General features: G+C 58.6%; 12 protein-coding genes and 1 other RNA gene. 3 read left to right on the top strand and 10 right to left on the bottom strand.

Annotated elements, in window-relative coordinates:
* Positions 1 to 279: 279 nt before the first annotated feature.
* From AH68_RS00940 to ptsP, 4 genes are all read right to left on the bottom strand, one after another.
* Positions 280 to 1,797 carry a formate--tetrahydrofolate ligase gene (locus AH68_RS00940; RefSeq protein WP_039196805.1) on the bottom strand — a complete coding sequence of 506 codons (1,518 nt, stop codon included), beginning with the start codon at positions 1,795 to 1,797 and terminating at the stop codon, positions 280 to 282.
* Between the two features lie 104 nt (positions 1,798 to 1,901).
* The gene (locus AH68_RS00935; RefSeq protein ID WP_039196803.1) at positions 1,902 to 3,494 is read right to left on the bottom strand and encodes a C69 family dipeptidase; all 1,593 of its coding nucleotides are present in this window, start codon (positions 3,492 to 3,494) and stop codon (positions 1,902 to 1,904) included.
* Positions 3,495 to 3,626: 132 nt separating this feature from the next.
* Entirely contained in the window at positions 3,627 to 4,184 is a 558-nt protein-coding gene (locus AH68_RS00930) for a YbhB/YbcL family Raf kinase inhibitor-like protein (protein ID WP_039196801.1), read from the bottom strand.
* A 183-nt stretch (positions 4,185 to 4,367) separates the two neighbouring features.
* Positions 4,368 to 6,017: a phosphoenolpyruvate--protein phosphotransferase gene (ptsP, locus tag AH68_RS00925; RefSeq protein ID WP_039196798.1), complete on the bottom strand. Its 1,650-nt coding sequence runs from the start codon at positions 6,015 to 6,017 to the stop codon at positions 4,368 to 4,370.
* Between the two features lie 331 nt (positions 6,018 to 6,348).
* Between ptsP and AH68_RS00920 the strand changes: the two genes are divergently transcribed.
* Complete coding sequence (locus AH68_RS00920; protein WP_003836316.1) at positions 6,349 to 6,609, top strand: HPr family phosphocarrier protein; 261 nt, start codon at positions 6,349 to 6,351, stop codon at positions 6,607 to 6,609.
* Positions 6,610 to 6,858: 249 nt separating this feature from the next.
* Positions 6,859 to 7,896, top strand: a complete 1,038-nt coding sequence (locus AH68_RS00915) for a LacI family DNA-binding transcriptional regulator (RefSeq protein ID WP_052189117.1) — start codon at positions 6,859 to 6,861, stop codon at positions 7,894 to 7,896.
* A gap of 33 nt (positions 7,897 to 7,929) precedes the next feature.
* Here the strand turns inward: AH68_RS00915 and AH68_RS00910 are convergent, their stop codons facing one another.
* The 5 genes from AH68_RS00910 to ffs all read right to left on the bottom strand — a co-directional run bounded on the left by AH68_RS00910 (position 7,930) and on the right by ffs (position 14,145).
* Positions 7,930 to 9,084: a DNA polymerase III subunit delta' gene (locus AH68_RS00910; RefSeq protein WP_039196785.1), complete on the bottom strand. Its 1,155-nt coding sequence runs from the start codon at positions 9,082 to 9,084 to the stop codon at positions 7,930 to 7,932.
* Positions 9,081 to 9,734, bottom strand: a complete 654-nt coding sequence (gene tmk, locus AH68_RS00905; protein WP_039199636.1) for a dTMP kinase — start codon at positions 9,732 to 9,734, stop codon at positions 9,081 to 9,083. Before tmk ends, AH68_RS00910 begins: the two co-directional genes overlap by 4 nt.
* A gap of 5 nt (positions 9,735 to 9,739) precedes the next feature.
* A complete protein-coding gene (gene topA / locus AH68_RS00900) occupies positions 9,740 to 12,796 on the bottom strand; it encodes a type I DNA topoisomerase (RefSeq protein ID WP_039196783.1) in 3,057 nt (1,018 codons plus the stop codon).
* A gap of 125 nt (positions 12,797 to 12,921) precedes the next feature.
* Complete coding sequence (locus tag AH68_RS00895) at positions 12,922 to 13,995, bottom strand: phosphatase PAP2 family protein (RefSeq protein WP_039196781.1); 1,074 nt, start codon at positions 13,993 to 13,995, stop codon at positions 12,922 to 12,924.
* 53 nt (positions 13,996 to 14,048) lie between these two features.
* Positions 14,049 to 14,145: signal recognition particle sRNA small type (gene ffs / locus AH68_RS10180), an RNA gene on the bottom strand.
* A 176-nt stretch (positions 14,146 to 14,321) separates the two neighbouring features.
* On the opposite strand from ffs, the gene glf reads away from it, so the two are divergent.
* Positions 14,322 to 15,500: a UDP-galactopyranose mutase gene (gene glf / locus AH68_RS00890; protein WP_039196780.1), complete on the top strand. Its 1,179-nt coding sequence runs from the start codon at positions 14,322 to 14,324 to the stop codon at positions 15,498 to 15,500.
* A gap of 87 nt (positions 15,501 to 15,587) precedes the next feature.
* Here the strand turns inward: glf and AH68_RS00885 are convergent, their stop codons facing one another.
* Positions 15,588 to 16,730 (bottom strand): inositol-3-phosphate synthase, encoded by a 1,143-nt coding sequence (locus AH68_RS00885; RefSeq protein ID WP_039196779.1) that lies wholly within the window; start codon positions 16,728 to 16,730, stop codon positions 15,588 to 15,590.
* Between the last annotated feature and the right edge of the window lie 135 nt (positions 16,731 to 16,865).

Here is a 16,865-nt window from a genome sequence, read left to right as displayed (position 1 = left end):
ACGGTTCGGGGCGACAACTTCCAACGAAGTCACCACCGTTCCTTCGAGATTCGCCCATATTGCGAACCTCTCACCTCACCTACGGGAAACACACCGTGTTCCCCGCCTCACGGTTCGGGGCGACAACTTCCAACGAAGTCACCTCCTTCCTGCGAGGTCATGGCGTTGCGACGTTCGCTAGAGACCACCAAAATTAAGGTGCAAAAAGGGCGGCCCGCCTACGCATATACGTAAGTGGCCGCCCTAAAACGTTGCGATCAGAACGCTATGACTCGTTTATCACACGATCTTCGGCATAGGGGTGGTCAGCGAAGTGGTGAGGTTCACATGCACCAAACCGGCACCGGAATGCACCTCAACCTTCTTCAACGTAACCGTACGCTCCTCTGCCGGAGCAGAATCGTTGTCAGTCATCGTGGCCGGAGACTTCACCGCAACCAGAGCGAGCGAACCGAAGTCAATGCCGGCGCTGGCGCACAGGTCCATCGCCTTATTAAGCGATTCGGCAAAACCGTCCTTTAGAATCACACGGTCTGCCGGCACACCGTACGCGTTTTCGGCGACCCAACGCACGTTCTCCACCAGAGCCATGCCCTTGCGGCTGTGCGGCGTGGCCGGCATGGAACCGTTCACCACCGCGTCAACAAACGCGTCAAGCTGCGGGGCGAGCGCATTGCCGCCGTCACGATACAGGTTGCCGATAATCGGCTCGCGGAACTCCAGATCCTTGGCGGTCTGCTGCAAAGACGGAATCTGATCGTCTTCGCCATCCCACAGGTTAATCAGCGGGAACGTAGGAATATCAAGACCTTCCAAGCGCTGCACATGGAACGGGTAACGCCAAGCGAGCGCCGGATCATCACGCCAAGTGGAAGCACGAGTCACCACAATCGCGGCGGACGGCCACTGTGCGCCATACTCACGGCAAGCAATGTCAAGCCACTTCTGGGCGCCCGCGTCAGTACCGTAACCAGCCTCAACAATCACCACGTCGTGCAGAGCGCACGCCATTTCCACGGAAACCAGCGTCGGAATACCGATAGACACGTTCGCGAACGGACCGCCGTGCACATACACGGGAGAACCATTCACCGTTTCCGTCTTCGCAGGCTTCACCGCATCGGAAAGAATGCCGGTAATGCGCCACAAATCAACGAATTCACCGAATGTAACGGCCTTGCCGTCCTTCGTACCGGCAATCATCTTGGAAACACGATCGGCGATCTCATCCATGGAACGAGAGAGCACCACAATCTGCATGAGCTCGCAGGTCGGAGTGAGCACCACACGCTCAGCCACATTGCCCTTGCCGCGATCCACCGCAATCTGGCGCAGCGAACGGGACGGCACTTCGGAAACGCGCGGCACGGCAATATCGTCAAGCTTTCCATCGTCGATGGCCTTCTCAGCGAAAGAAACCAGCAGGTTCTGAGCCGCTTCGATAGCACCCATTTCGCCGCACAGACCCCAGTCGATCAGCTCAGGGTGAGTCAGGGAAGCCTTGCCGCCGCCCGAAGCACCGCCCTTGGAACCGGCAGCGGTAATGCCCATGCTCGGCTGACGCAGCACAGCGGCCGCATCGACGCCACGCTCACGCAACGCATCGATCAACGCGATCGTGGTGGTGGTCTTGCCCTCGCCGCGAGACGCCTTCAACGGGGTATCGGCGGTGACGAGCACGACCTTGCCATGCTTGCGCGGGGCATCCGGATCATTCTTCAAATAATCGAGATAGCCGAACGCATCAATCTTCTGCACCAAGCCGTACTGGCTGGTGAAATCCTCAATGCTGGTCACTGGGGTTTCCTTTCTTCGATTTGGACGACGTCATTCTAACGATGTTGTATTGCAGGAAAAAATCGGCTCCCGTAACGTGGTCACAGGAGCCGAATAGTGAGATATTAGAAGTCCGACATGTGGAAGCCATTCTTCATGTTCATGCTGGCGGTGTACAGCACGGAATCAAGAAGCTTGTCGGTTTCCTCCTTGAGTTGCGCGGCCATGTTCTCGTTGGCTGCGGCAAGGATTTCACGGGCTTCGTCGTTACGCACGGCTTCGATGATTTCATCCGGTTCCATCGGCTGAACATCGCCGATTTCGTCTTCCGCATCGAATTCGTCGGTGACGTCACCCACCAAGCGTTCGATCTGCTCGTCGGTAGAGGCAACCATGCGGTGGCCCATCGCGCCGGTCTTCTCCTGATAGCGTTCCACAGCGTTGGCGGTGTCGGCGAAGCTGGAATCGCACAGGGCCGCGATAATGCGGTTCTCCCAATAGAAGTTTTCGGACGTGACGCGCGTAGTGGTGTCTTCCAAATACTTCGGCGTGGAGTTGACGTTCGGGAAGAACGGCACGAGTGTGTTGAACGGGTTGGAACCGTAGGCGATCCACTGGATCGCGCGGCTCACCTGCGGGCGGTACGGGCGGATCTGCATTACCGCAAGCTGGCTCTGGCGGTTGATGCCGATCGGGCGGAACATGTGGCGGGTGCGCTGGTCGCCAAGCTTTCCATATGGATCGTACGGGGTGCCCTGATAGTGGGAGCTCAGCACATACTTCACATCTTCGATGGTGATTTTGCGTTCTGGCTGGCGAGCCCACGGAATATCGTCGGAAACCGGCTTGTGGTCGGCATCCTGACCATCCCACTGCTCGTCGTACGGGTTGAGGAAACGCTGCATGTACCAAGCACGAGGAGTGTTGTACACGTGGTCGGAATCGGAGTGGGAGCCAAACGCGTCACGCGGGTTGAACGGCGTAGTGCTCTCCACCGACAAGTCAAGATGGTTGCGTTCGATGAACTCGGCCAGATCGGCGGAGCACATGTGGTCCTCCTGCTCGCCAAACGCATCTTCAAGATCAAATTCGTCAATGCCCAGCTGGTTCGGCATGGTCACATACGCTTCGTCCGGCACACGCTTGGCGATCCAATGATGGCCGCCAACGGTTTCCAGCCACCAAATCTCGTCAACGTCGGAGAAGGCAACGCCGTTCATCTCATAGGTGCCAAATTCCTCAAGCAGCGCACCCAAACGTTCCACACCCTCGCGGGCGGTGGTGACGTACGGAAGTACGAGGGTGAGGAAATCCTCTTCGCCAATACCACCGGCGACTTCCGGCTCAAAGCCTTCTTCGCCTTCCTTGCCCTTGGCCGGCGTGAGTTCCACGAACGGATCGGCGCCAAGCACACGCTCATTGGTGGTGAGCGTTTCGGTGGCACTCATGGCAACGTTCGCCTCGTTCACACCCGCTTCGCCCCAAATGCCTTCCTTCAGATCGGCATTCGGCACAGCCGTATACTGCAGCGGATTGTCAGGAAGATCGATTTCAACATGCGAAAGCACGCTCTTGTACTTGCGCGGCTGATCTTCAGGCTTGACTACAATGAAGCGCTTCGGGCAAAACTCACCATTTGCACTATCTTCATTACGGGCGATGATGGTCGATCCGTCATAACTTGCGTCTTTGCCAACCAAAATCGTGGTACACGCCATAATTATTCAGCAATCCTTTCGATTATTGTTAATACGTTTTCGTCGGATATATTTCTGATTTCCGCATTTTTATATCGTTATATTGCTGCGGAAATCAGATTTCTGGCCTTACTTGAGATTCTCTTTCAAAAATCAGGCTTTTCCAGTGAGGAAAATAGCGCCCTGATCAACGATTGTACCGGAAGTACGCAGCGCACGTTCCATTTCGTTGAGCCAGAATCCCTGATTGAGGCCGGCGAGCGGAGCCGTAGTGCCCCACACATGCAGGTAATAGTCGTGATCCTGATCCGGCGGATACGGACCGTTGTAACGCATCGTCACTGCGGAATCACTGCTGCGGCCCTGCAGCAACGGCGAGGCGGCGGACGTGCGTCCCTGAATCGCTTCAGGAATCATCGCGGAAACCGTGCGCGAGAAATCAGCCGGAATCGCGAGCGCGTGGGAATCGTTGAAATCGTACATCAGCGCATCCACGGGCAGATTTGCGAGGGACCAATGATTCCACTGGAAACCGCATACCGGAATTGAATCCGGATCAACGAATTCCCAATGCAGGAACTGCACTGCAGGATCAAGCGCATCAATGTAGAAGGGGAAGGAAACAATCGGCGTACCGTCGATGCAGTTCTCAGGCGGCGCCGCCTTGGCAAACGCGTCGGGAATGACGGTGAAATCTGCGGAAATCTTCATGAACCCAGTATCTCTCAAGCGTCTGACTCATACAAGGTTTCAATTGACGGCATAACGAAACGACCCCTGCGAGCGAGCCTATGGGGGCACGCGGGCAGGGGTCGTTCCGGGAAACAGGGCCTACCAGACCTCACATCACTTGAAAAACAGGACGTTACAGGCGATAGGCACAGCTAATACGGCTCAGTTGGCCGGGTGGTAGAAGTCGCCGTTAAGGGCGGCTTCGGCACGGGCCTGAGCCTCTTCGAAGGTGACTTCGGCAAGGGAGGCACGCACGTCGTCGAGTGCCACCGGAGTCATGGACAGGGAGTTCACGCCAAGACCGGCCAGCACTACGGCCAAGTCCGGATCGGCAGCGGCCTCGCCGCACACGCCCACCGGCATGCCCTTGGCGTTGCCCGCATCGCAGATCATCTTGATGGCACGCAGCACCGCCGGATGCCAAGCGGTCTGATAGTTGGCAACGGAACCGAGCGTACGGTCGGCGGCCAGCGTGTACTGGGTCAGATCGTTGGTGCCGATCGACACGAAGTCGGCCACGTCGGCCACCTTATCGGCCATAAGCGCGATCGACGGCACCTCAGCCATCGCACCCACAAACTGCAGACCGAAGCTCTTGCCCAGCTTCACGAAATAGTCAGCCTCATGCTGGTCGGCAACCATCGGGGCCATGACCCACAGGTTCGCGTCGGTGGCGGCATCGGCTGCGGCGAGCGCCTTGAGCTGGCCTTCGAGCACGTCCATGTGGGCGCGCAGGGTGCGCAGACCGCGCAGGCCGAGAGCCGGATTCGGCTCGTCTTCCGGAGTGAGGAACGGCAGCGGCTTGTCAGCGCCGGCGTCGAGCATACGGATCACGACCTTCTTGCCCGGGAACTGGCTCAACAACTCGGTGTAAGCGCGGGTCTGCTCTTCGACGGTCGGCGGCTCGGAGTTGCCGATGAACAGGAATTCGGTACGGAACAGACCAACGCCTTCAGCGCCATATTCCAGCGCCTTGGCTGCGTCGGCCGGCTTGCCCACGTTGGCGAGCAGCGGAATCAGATGACCATCCTTGGTGGAGCCCGGATTGCCTCGCAGTTCCTTGGCTGCGGCCGCACGGGACTTGGCGGCTTCGGCAACGGCGATCTCCTCTTCGGTCGGGTCAACGACAAGTTCGCCCTTGGCCGCGTTCACGACCACGGTAGTGCCATCGGTCAGGTTTTCGGCTTCGGCCGCGGAAACAACCGCCACAATGCCACGAGCGCGCGCCAGAATAGCGGTGTGCGAGGTCGGGCCGCCCTGCGAGGTGACGATGGCGAGGGTCTTGCTCATGTCGAGCGCCGCGGTATCAGCGGGGGAAAGATCTTCGGCGACAAGCACGAACGGGGTTTCGCTCTGCGGCAAGCCCGGAGCGGGAGCACCCATAAGGTCGGCAATCACGCGCTGGCCGACATCGTGCAGATCGGCGGCACGCTCAGCCTGATAGCCACCGATGGCACGGAACATGTCTTCCACCGCGGCAAAGCCTTCGAGCACTGCACGTTCGGCGGTCTTACCCTGCTGAATCAGACCCTTGATGGATTCCGCCAGCGACGGATCGGAAGCGAACATGGCGACGGCCTGCAGAATCGGAGCGGCCTGCTTGGCGCCTTCGTCACCATTGGCGGCCTCTTCGGCACGACGGTTCAGGTCGGCGTTCACCAGTGCGAGGGACTTTTCAACGCGGGCGATTTCGCTTTCGGCAGCAATGCCTTCCGCACGCGGAGCGTCCGACGGTTCCGGCAGCGGTTGCGCCATACGGATGACCGGGCCGACTGCAACACCGCGACCAATGCCAACACCTTTGATAATCATGTGAACTCCTTTGACCTGTTTCCTTGTTTTGTTGTTTGCCCGCGAAAGGAACGCGAACCGAACGTTTGTTGTTGTGATTTACGCGCTTGCTTTGCGCGTCGAGTTACTGCGTGATTCCCACCGTCTTTGCCGGTAAATCATTTTCAGCCTGCACACAGTATACACACTTTAAGCCGTAACACACAACCGGTAAACGTTTTCTGCGTTTCGTGAAAAAAGGTGCTATAGTAATTAGCAGCGGCGCACCGAGGCATTTCGCTCGGCAAGCAGCACGACTTTCAAATAACACAACCAAAAATCAATCAACACACGACTCAAAGGAGTGTCCATCATGGCAACCCGCACCACCGTCATCAACGATCCCGTCGGCATCCACGCCCGTCCGGCCGCACAGTTCACCCAGGCCGTCACCGCCTCCGGCTGCACCGTCACCATCGCCAAGGAAGGCGGCAACCCGGTTCCGGCTAACTCCATCCTGTCCGTCATGGGCCTGGGCATCAAGCAGGGCGATTCCGTAGTCATCGACGTGCAGGGCGCCGATGATGAAACCGTGGCAGACAACCTGCTGAACATCCTCGTCAACGCCGAGTGATCTTCCTCTTGCTGAAGATTTCAGAATTTCGCAAGATGTTCAACAATCTTCAGTTATTGCATCGCAATTATGGAATCGCAATGCAACATGCATGATTGCGATACTTGCGATACTTGCGATACTTGCGTTCAGCCACCTGCCGCTTTCGACGGGTGGCTGTTTTATTCTTGAATACGCGATTGAGATACGGCAGTAATTCGAATAATCCGAGTTTTTTCGAGCATTTCGAATATTTGTGGTGAGGAGAGCATGGCACGCACAACCGACAACGCTTCGGCTTCGGCAGCTTCGGCGAACAGTTCGATCACGAACGTCGCAGCGCTGGCCAACGTCTCCATCGCCACCGTCTCCCGCGTACTTTCCGGCAAACGCACCAAAGACGACGACATCGCACGTCGCGTGCGAGCGGCCGCGGCACACCTCAACTATTCGGTCAATTATGCGGCGAGCGCGTTGCGCAGCACCGTCACCAACACCATCGGCCTGGTGATTCCGACCGCCAACGACCCGTTCTGCGCGCAGCTGCTTGACGAAATCGAACCCGTCATCGACGTGGATTCGCAGCAACTGCTGCTGGGCATCGGCGGCGATCAGGCCACGCAGATTCAACGCATCGAGTCATTGATGGACCGCCATGTTGACGGTCTGATTGTGCTGCCCGCCTGGGGAGCCTACCTTTCCGCGGGGCTTGAACATTACGCCTCCACACTGCCGATCGTGCAGGTGGGCGGACGCCAATGCTCGTTCCGCACATCCATGGTGAGCGTCGACGAAAGCGCAGCCATGGAAATCGTGATCGGGCATTTGGCCGAACGTGGCATCGCATCCGTGGCATACATGGCCGGCAAGGAAATCTCCTTCGAATCGGCGGAACTGTTCACCATGTTCCACACTCAGATGCGAGCGCACCATCTTGCCACCGAAACCGAATGGAACAAGTTCGGAGACCGTAGCGTGCAGCGCGGATTCGACTGCGCCATGCGACTGTTTTCCGAGCCGCTCGTGCAACCGGAAGCCGTGGTGTGCGCCGACGATGCGATCGCGTTCGGCGTGATGGTGGCGTTGCATTCGCTTGGGCTTCGCGTGCCTGAAGATGTGCTGGTGGTTGGCTACAACGATTCGCCAATCGCACGCACCACCATGCCGCCGCTGACCAGCGTGCGCCCGCCATTCAAACAAATCGTCTCCGAAGTGCTACGCCTACTCAACGACGGCCCCGACAACCCCGCGCATATCTCACTTGCACCGCAACTGATCGTGCGCGAATCCACCAACTGCCAGCGCTGAATCGACATTTTTTATGTGCCAACGCTGCTAGCCCTAGCTGACGATGAGGGAGCAGAAGAGGGCTTCGAAGACCAGTACGGGATTGCCATTGCCGGCTAGGCGGCGACGTGCAACGGCAATATCCTCCAGCCGCCGCACCGCTCCCCCACGCGTGAGCCGCACCGATAGTTCGGTGATCGACGAACGATTCTCCAAATTAATCAGTCCCACCGAATCCTCGGCATTATTCTGTAGCACAGCCACATCACGGTAAATACTGGCAATCGAGTTCAACGCACGGTCAAGCACATCACGCGTAAGTCGCGTAGTCTGGCGCTTCAGCTCGTCTTTTTTGGCGATCGCATTGTACGCGCCGCGCAGTTTCGGAGGAATACGATCCTTCGCCCCAAGCCCATTGACCCTACGAAAATCAGCTTCCGCCTCTGCCGCTTTGACCTTCACCTCCGCTTCGGCCTGCGCTTTCGCACTGTCGATAAGATTGCCGGCAAGCAGCACCGCATCCGACGCGCGACGCAATCCAAGCACGCCCACAATCAGCTCGTCGCGGTCAGACATCACCTGCTCATTCTCCGCATACAAGCGCGCAATGCCGATATGCCCTTCCGCAAGACGTGCGGCACGCGCCGCGATTTTCGGCTCAAATCCGCCATTTTGTTCCAGAAATGAGGCCACCGCCTGTGTGGAGGGCACGGCAAGATTGACGATGCGAGTGCGCGAGCGAATCGTCGGCAACACATCCTGCGCACTCGGCGCACACAAGAGCCAAATCGTGTGCTCGCTCGGCTCCTCAATCTCCTTGAGCAGCACGTTGGTGGTGCGTTCCAGCATACGATCGACATCTTCGATAATGATGATGCGCCACGGCGCAGTGCTCGGCATCTGCTCGGAAGTGGTGATGATGTCTCGCACCTCATCGATGCCGATGGTCACTTTGTTGGTGGCAAGCACGGTCACGTCGGGATGAGTGCCGGCAAGCACCTGCTGCGCGGCTTTGGTCGGCTCGTCACCAAGACCATGATCGGGGCTCTCCAACGCCGCCGCAAACGCACGCGCCACATTGGAACGGCCCGATCCTGGAGGACCGCAAATTAGCCAGGATTGCGCAATGGCTTTCGGATCGCCACTTGCGATGACTTTGAGTTGTTCTACAACCCGCTGCTGGCCGACAATCGAATCCCACACGCTCACTCGGCGGCCTCCGATTGGAAAGTTTTCGTTTGGCTGATTTGCGCAAAATCGTCTTGGATATGCGCCCATACTTCATCGATGGATTGGCTGGCATCAATCACACAGAAACGTTGCGATTCCGCCTTTGCCAAATCAAGAAACGCCTGTCGTGTACGACGTTGGAAATCATCTCCTGCAGATTCCATGCGATCTTCATCATGCTGCAGTCGTGCATGCGATTGCACAGGGTCAAGATCCAGCAGATACGTGCGATTCGGCAACAAACCGTTGGTTGCCCACATACTTAAGTTGCGGATTTCATCTGCCGTCAATTCGCGGCCGCCAGCCTGGTATGCAAGAGAAGAATCAAGGTACCGATCGGTAATTACCACGGCACCGCGTTCCAGTGCAGGGCGAATCACCTCGGCAACATGCTGGGCACGATCGGCGGCGAACAGCAACGCCTCCGCACGCGGAGCGATATCCGCGTCGGAACCTTCCACGCCGCCAAGCAGCAGCTTGCGAATCGCCACACCAAGCACAGTGCCGCCTGGCTCACGCGTGACCACGCATTCACGCCCCTGCGCCTCAACATACGCACGCAATCGTTCGACCTGCGTGGTTTTGCCGACGCCGTCGATGCCCTCAAAGGAGATGAATATGCCCTGCATATCCATCACCGGGCGGGAACTACGGCAGGACGGATGTAGCCTTCGTTGGCGGAAAGCCATTCCACATCGGCCTTCACCGTGGTCGGCGTGGAACCGATCTCCTTGGCGATACGGGTGTTGGCCCAACCCTTATCGGCCAACTCACGCACCTTGGCACGGCGATCGGCACGAGCCTGATCAGCAGAAGCCTTAGCACCCTTAGCAGCAGTCTTCTTCGCACCACCCTTGCCAGCAGCACCCTTGCGCCCACGCCTCTTCGACGGACCCTGCGCACGCTTCTCCGCCAACAGACGGAACGCCTCAGCCGGCTCGATCGACTCGGGAGCATACTGCTTCGGCAACGTACGGTTCGTTTCACCATCGGTGATATACGCGCCGTAGAAGCCTTCCTTGATGGTCACCTGCTTCTGCGTTTCCGGATCGACGCCCAGTTCACGCAACGGCGGCTTGGCAGCGCCACGACCGCGCCCACGGCCATACTTCGGCTGGGCGAACAGTTCCTTCGCCTTATCCAAATCAACCGTGAAAATCTCATCTTCCGAAGCGAGCGAACGCGTATCCGACTTGCCATCGGCACCAGTCTTCGTCAAATACGGGCCGTAACGACCATTATTGGCTTGCACAACAACCGCCTGCACTTCACCGGTCTGAGCGTCCGCTTCCTCATAAGAACCAACTTCACGAGGCAAACTCAGCAGGCGCAACGCATCATCCAACGTCAACGATTCCGGGCTCATAGTCTTAAACAACGACGCCATCTTCGGGCGATCGGCAGCCTTCTTAGCGCTCTTGCCCTTCTTCGACTTGCCATCACCAGCCACGTCACCGTCAGCACCAGCATCCGCAGAAGGCATCACCAACGCAACATACGGGCCGAAACGACCATTACGCACTTCAACAGTGCCCCCGGAAACCGGATCAACACCAAGTGCACGCGGACCGCCGGAATGATTCTCAATCAAATCATGACCGACTTCCACCGTCAGCTCATCCGGAGCGAGAGTATCCGGCAGCGACGCACGCTTCGGATTGCCCTCATCATCCAGATGGTTCACATCCTCCAAATACGGGCCATACCTGCCGACGCGCACATGCAAACCGTCGCCGATCTCAATCGTATTGATCTCGCGAGCGTCGATTTCACCCAACTGCGCGACCTGCTGCTGCAAACCGGCATGCGCCTCGTCCGCAGACTGCGCGGCACCCTCACCGGAACCGAAATAGAAGCGGGTCAGCCAATTCCTGCCGGTCTCCTGACCGCTCGCAATCTGGTCAAGACCGCTTTCCATATCGGCAGTGAACTCGTAATCCACATACCGCGGGAACTTCGTTTCCAGCAATTTGACCACGGAAAACGCGAGCCACGACGGAATCAACGCACGACCGCGCTCATACACGTATCCGCGATCGATAATCGTGGAAATAATGCTCGCATACGTGGACGGGCGGCCGATTTCCTTCTGTTCCAACGTTTTCACGAGCGACGCTTCGGTGTAACGCGCCGGAGGCTGAGTTTCGTGTCCGTCGGCACCAACCGCCACCGCGGCAAGCGCATCGCCCGGATTCATCGGCGGCAGCGACACATTGTCATCCGACTTCTTATCCGCTTTGCTGGATTTACCGGATTGCGCAGCCTGTTCAACGCTTCCAGCAGCATCGCCCTTCTTCGATTCGGCGGATGCGCGGCGGCCTTCACCGGTCGCCTTCATAAAGCCGGGGAATTCGATGACAGTACCGGAAGCCTGGAACATGGCTTCCCCATTCGATTCGGTCGGTGCAGACAGTCGCACGGTCGCCGTGGAACCGGTTGCGTCTGCCATCTGGCAGGCAAGCGTGCGCTGCCAGATCAGCGTGTACAGCTTGAGCTGGTCGGCCGGCACTTTGCTTGCGATTTCCGCAGGGTCGCGGAATTTCGCACCCGCCGGCCTAATGCATTCGTGGGCTTCCTGCGCGCCCGCGGTTTTTGTGGCATATTGTTTCGGCGCATCCGACAGATAGTTTTCGCCGAAATGCTTGATGACCGCTTCACGAGCGGCTGCGATCGCTTCCTGCGACAGCGTCACCGAATCGGTACGCATGTAGGTGATATAGCCGTTTTCATACAATCCTTGCGCCGCGCGCATGGTCTGACGCGAGCTCATGCCGAGACGATTGCCGGCAGTCTGCTGCAATGTGGACGTAGTAAACGGTGGAACCGGACGGCGACGGTACGGCTTCGTTTCCATCGACGCGACGGTAAACGTTGCAAATTCCAACGCCTGCGCAATCGCGGAAGCCTGCGCCTCATCCAACTGCACGACCTGGTCCTTCGCGCCGGCCGCAGTCAGCTTGCCATCGGCGCCGAAATCCTTGGAACCCGCCAAACGACGCCCACCAAGCGACACCATACGAGAATCAAACGCAACATTATTGCCATCGGCATCCGGCGCTTCCAACGTTGCGGTGACGTCCCAATACGGAGCACGCACGAACGCCATACGCTCGCGCTCGCGCTCCACGATCAAACGCGTGGCGACGGACTGCACACGGCCCGCGGAAAGACCCGGACCAACCTTGCGCCACAGCACCGGAGAAAGCTCATAGCCGTACAGGCGGTCCAGAATACGGCGGGTCTCCTGGGCATCGACCATGTCGTCGTCAACGTCGCGAGTATTGTCAAGCGACGCTTTGATGGCTTCCTTCGTGATTTCGTGGAACACCATGCGCTTGACCGGCACTTTCGGTTTGAGCGTCTGTACCAGATGCCAGGCGATGGCCTCTCCCTCGCGATCCTCATCGGTTGCGAGGTACAGGGTGTCGGCTTTTTTCAACGCACTTTTCAGTTCGGATACGGTTTTCTTCTTGTTGCCGTCGACGATGTAGTACGGTTTGAATCCGTCTTCCACGTCAACGCCGAACTTGCCGAATTTGGTTTTGTCGGCGGCCGGCACCTGGCTTGGCTGCGCAAGATCTCGAATATGGCCGACCGAGGCCATCACCGTATATTCGGAGCCTAAATACCCACCGATTTTCTTGGCCTTGGTGGGAGACTCCACAATCACGAGCTTGCTGCCGGTAGCCATAGCCACTCCTTATTACTAGCGTTTGCAACGCAATAATACTCACTGACCGTATGCAGTTGGCAAACCGCCCGTGTGGCGCGAGCGACCTTCACCGTAAAATTTCGGTACGATCGCAGGCATGGCCGTCAGCGTTTCGGCGGTGCCGGAGGAGCCCCCACCAGCCCAAGTTGCGTCAGTGGCGAGGCGGTCAGCTGACGCATGGTCAGCACCAGGCCGAACACCAGCGATGCGACGGAAGCAGTCAAAATCACCGTGGAAAGATGCGCGCCGGAATTCGTCCATTCCGCGCTCATCGCAAGTCCCGGCTGGATCTGCCAAATAATGTATGCGCCATACAGGGTGCCAATCACGCCAAATGTCAGCAACACGCTGCCGACGATCTGCACGGAAGGCGACGACGCACGCGATCCGGGCTCATCCATACCGTTCGCAAACGTTGCGGCGAGCATGAGCATGGCCACTCCGCCGACGATCAGCAGCGCCATGATCACGTCGGTCGGGCGGTGCCACTGCCCCGCGATCACCGACAATCCGACAAGCACCGCGTACGCCCAACCAATCACCGCGACCAACGCACGACACATGCGAGGCACAGCGCACAACAGGATCACCCCCGCCGTCGCTGCGAGTATGACATGCCCGGAAGGCGCGGAATTATTGGGATTTGATTCCAGATTAATCAAGTACGGACGTGGCAGCAGCGGCTTCAGCAACTCCGCTGCGGCAAAGCAGATTCCGCCGAATACCGCCAATTGCGCAATCAACAGCCATCGTTTTCTTACGATGAGTACGGCGAGGGCGATTATCGACATAATCGCGCTTGTTGCGATTACAACGGTGGAAATGGTGAAGGCATGCACGATCGGTTCCAGCCATCCCGGCAAGGCCGCGTCGAATTTCGACCAGACCATGTCTTCATAGCTTTGGCCTTCCATCGTGCGCACGCCCAACCACCAGACGCCCGCTGCGGCGGCAAGCAGCAGCAGGCCGAACACCACGCTGAGCATGATGCTCGACACGCGCGGATGGCGGGTCAGCGGATCGGCTTTGGCGAGTCCTGCGTTCACTTCACGCGGGGAAAGCACCTGTTCGATCGGATCAGACGGCGGCTGCGGCGCAGGAACGGGCGCGACCGGCTGCTCCAACATATTCGCGGACTTATGCGGGTCTCGGATGATTGGCTTGAATTCGTCGGTCATAATCATTGAGAATACGACATTGTCTCTACGGTATACGGGAATGGCAAGAAGATATAAGAAAACCTCCACGCACCCGGAAGAGGCCACTTACCCTTGCTGCATTCCTGCCCTGGGGGAGTTGGGTGACGTACCGCCACGCGGAGGCAAAGACCAGTGTACACCATGCCCGGACCGAGCCGCATCACAGGCCGTCGCGCAGGCCTCGCCATACGAAAAATCAAACGTCAAAAATGCTGCACCCCGCATTAAGGAGGGCGGACGGGTATGCTTGATGAGGAATCGCATACGAATATTGTGTGTTTGTTTGAGTTCGGAAGGTTGTTCTTATGACTGAAGCGGTGGAGTATCCCGATCTGGTGGTCGTGGGCGCGGGCCTGTTCGGCCTGACCGTGGCCCAGCAGGCCGTGGAGAGGCTCGGGGTTCGCGTGGAGATCATCGACGTGCGCGACCACATCGGCGGCAACGCGTACAGCTACATGGACGGGGAGACCGGCGCGGAGATCCACAAGTACGGCGCGCACCTGTTCCACACGTCCAACAGGCGCGTGTGGGACTACGTGAACAGGTTCACCTCGTTCACGAACTACGTGCACCGCGTGTATGCCACGCACGACGGCGAGGTCTACCCCCTGCCGATCAACCTGGGCACCATCAACCAGTTCTTCCATGCCCACTACACGCCCGCCGAGGCCAGGGCGCTCGTGGCCGAGCAGGCCGGCGAGCTGGCGGGCCAGGATCCCCGGAACCTCAACGACAAGGGCATTTCGCTGATCGGCCGTCCCCTGTACGAGGCGTTCATCAAGAACTACACGGGCAAGCAGTGGCAGACCGATCCGAAGGACCTGCCCGCGGGCATCATCAACCGCCTGCCGGTGCGTTTCAACTACGACAACCGCTATTTCAGGGACACGTGGGAGGGCCTGCCCACGGACGGCTACACCGCGTGGATGGAGCGCATGATCGACGATCCGCGCATCCATGTGACCCTGGAGACCGACTTCTTCGACGGGTCCCAGCCGTTCAACAAGGCCGCGCTGGCCGCGGCGGGCGTGCCGGTGGTGTACACGGGTCCGGTGGACCGCTACTTCGACTATTCGCTGGGCGAGCTCAAGTGGCGCACGGTCGATTTCAGGGAGGTGCGTTACGACGAGGGCGACCATTTCGGATGCCCGGTGATGAACTTCTCCGACGCGGACGTGCCGTACACGCGCGCGATCGAGTTCAAGAACTTCAATCCGGAGCGCAGGGACTCGCAGAACCCGGGCAAAACGGTGGTGTGGGAGGAGTACAGCCGTTTCGCGGAGCGTGGCGACGAACCGTACTATCCGATCAACACGGAGGCCGACAGGGCGCTGTACGCGAGGTACGAGGAGCTCGCGAAGGCCGAGCCGCTCACGGTGTTCGGCGGCCGTCTGGGCACGTACAAGTACTACGACATGCACAATGTGATCGACACCGCTTTGACCGCGTACGAGGAACAGGTCGAACCCCTCCTCAAGAAGTGACGATACGCATCGTTTCCAAATCGTAATTAAAAATCCCCAATCCACCGACGGTAGATTGGGGATTCCTCATATCAGGCGAACCAAAAATCAGGCGCGCCACACATCCTTGCCGGCGGCCTTCGCTGCGGCGACATCGGCATCAAGCTGCTCTTCGCTGCCCTCAACGCTACCCTTGATGAACTCCTCCACCAAGCGGCGCGCCTCCCCATCCTCGTGCTGGACGGCCGGCGACTTCATGAAGTACGCGCTCGGAGCCAGAATCGGGCCAGCCAGATGGCGATCGAGCGCAATCTTGGCGGCACGCACGGCGTCAATCACAATACCGGCGGAATTCGGGGAATCCCACACCTGCAGCTTGTATTCCAAGCTCAGCGGAACATCGCCGAACGTGGTACCCTCAAGACGCACGAACGCGAACTTGCGGTCGTCAAGCCATGCCACGTAATCGGACGGACCGATATGCACATTGTGCGGGTCCATATCGTGCGGCACCACGGAGGTAACGGCGCGAGTCTTGGAAATCTTCTTGGATTCCAGGCGCGAGCGCTGCAGCATGTTCATGAAGTCCATATTGCCGCCCACATTGAGCTGGTATGTGCGGTCCAGGCGCACGCCACGGTCCTCGAACAGGCGGGCGAGCACGCGGTGCGTGATCGTGGCGCCGACCTGGGACTTGATGTCGTCACCGACGATCGGCACGCCGGCATCACGGAACTTCTGAGCCCACTCCGGATCGGAGGCGATGAACACCGGCAGGCAGTTCACGAACGCGCAGCCGGCGTCCATGGCGGCCTGGGCGTACGCCTTGTCGGCCTGCTCGGAACCGACCGGCAGGTAGGAAACAAGCACATCGACCTTCTTATCACGCAGCACCTGGGCCACGTCGACCGGCTCGGCGTCGGACTCGTCGATCATCTGACGGTAGTATTCGCCCAAGCCATCGTTGGTCGGACCGCGCAGCACCTCGACGCCCAGGTTCGGCACATCGGCGAACTTGATCGTGTTGTTCTGCGACGCCTCGATGGCTTCAGACAAGTCCTTGCCGACCTTCAGCGCATCCACGTCGAACGCGGTGACGAATTCGATGTCACGTACGCGGTATCCGCCGAAATTGTTGTGCATCAGGCCGGGAATCTTATCCTCGTCCTTCGTATCTTTGTAGTATTCAACGCCCTGCACCAACGACGAGGCGCAATTGCCAACACCGGCGATAGCTACACGAATGCTCATCTGTAAACGACTCCTCTGTTATGTATGCGTTTCACAGGTACCAAGTTTCAAGCATACCTGCGAAACAGCAAAAAGGCACCTGAAAAACTGACAAAACCCTGAAAATCAGCCGATATTGAGGCAACGTCCCGCAAA

This window comes from Bifidobacterium catenulatum PV20-2, from assembly GCF_000800455.1.
GTDB classification, from domain to species: Bacteria; Actinomycetota; Actinomycetes; order Actinomycetales; family Bifidobacteriaceae; genus Bifidobacterium; species Bifidobacterium kashiwanohense_A.
The sequence above is the reverse complement of the archived record's forward strand: the minus strand, read 5'-3'. Positions and strand labels throughout refer to the sequence as shown.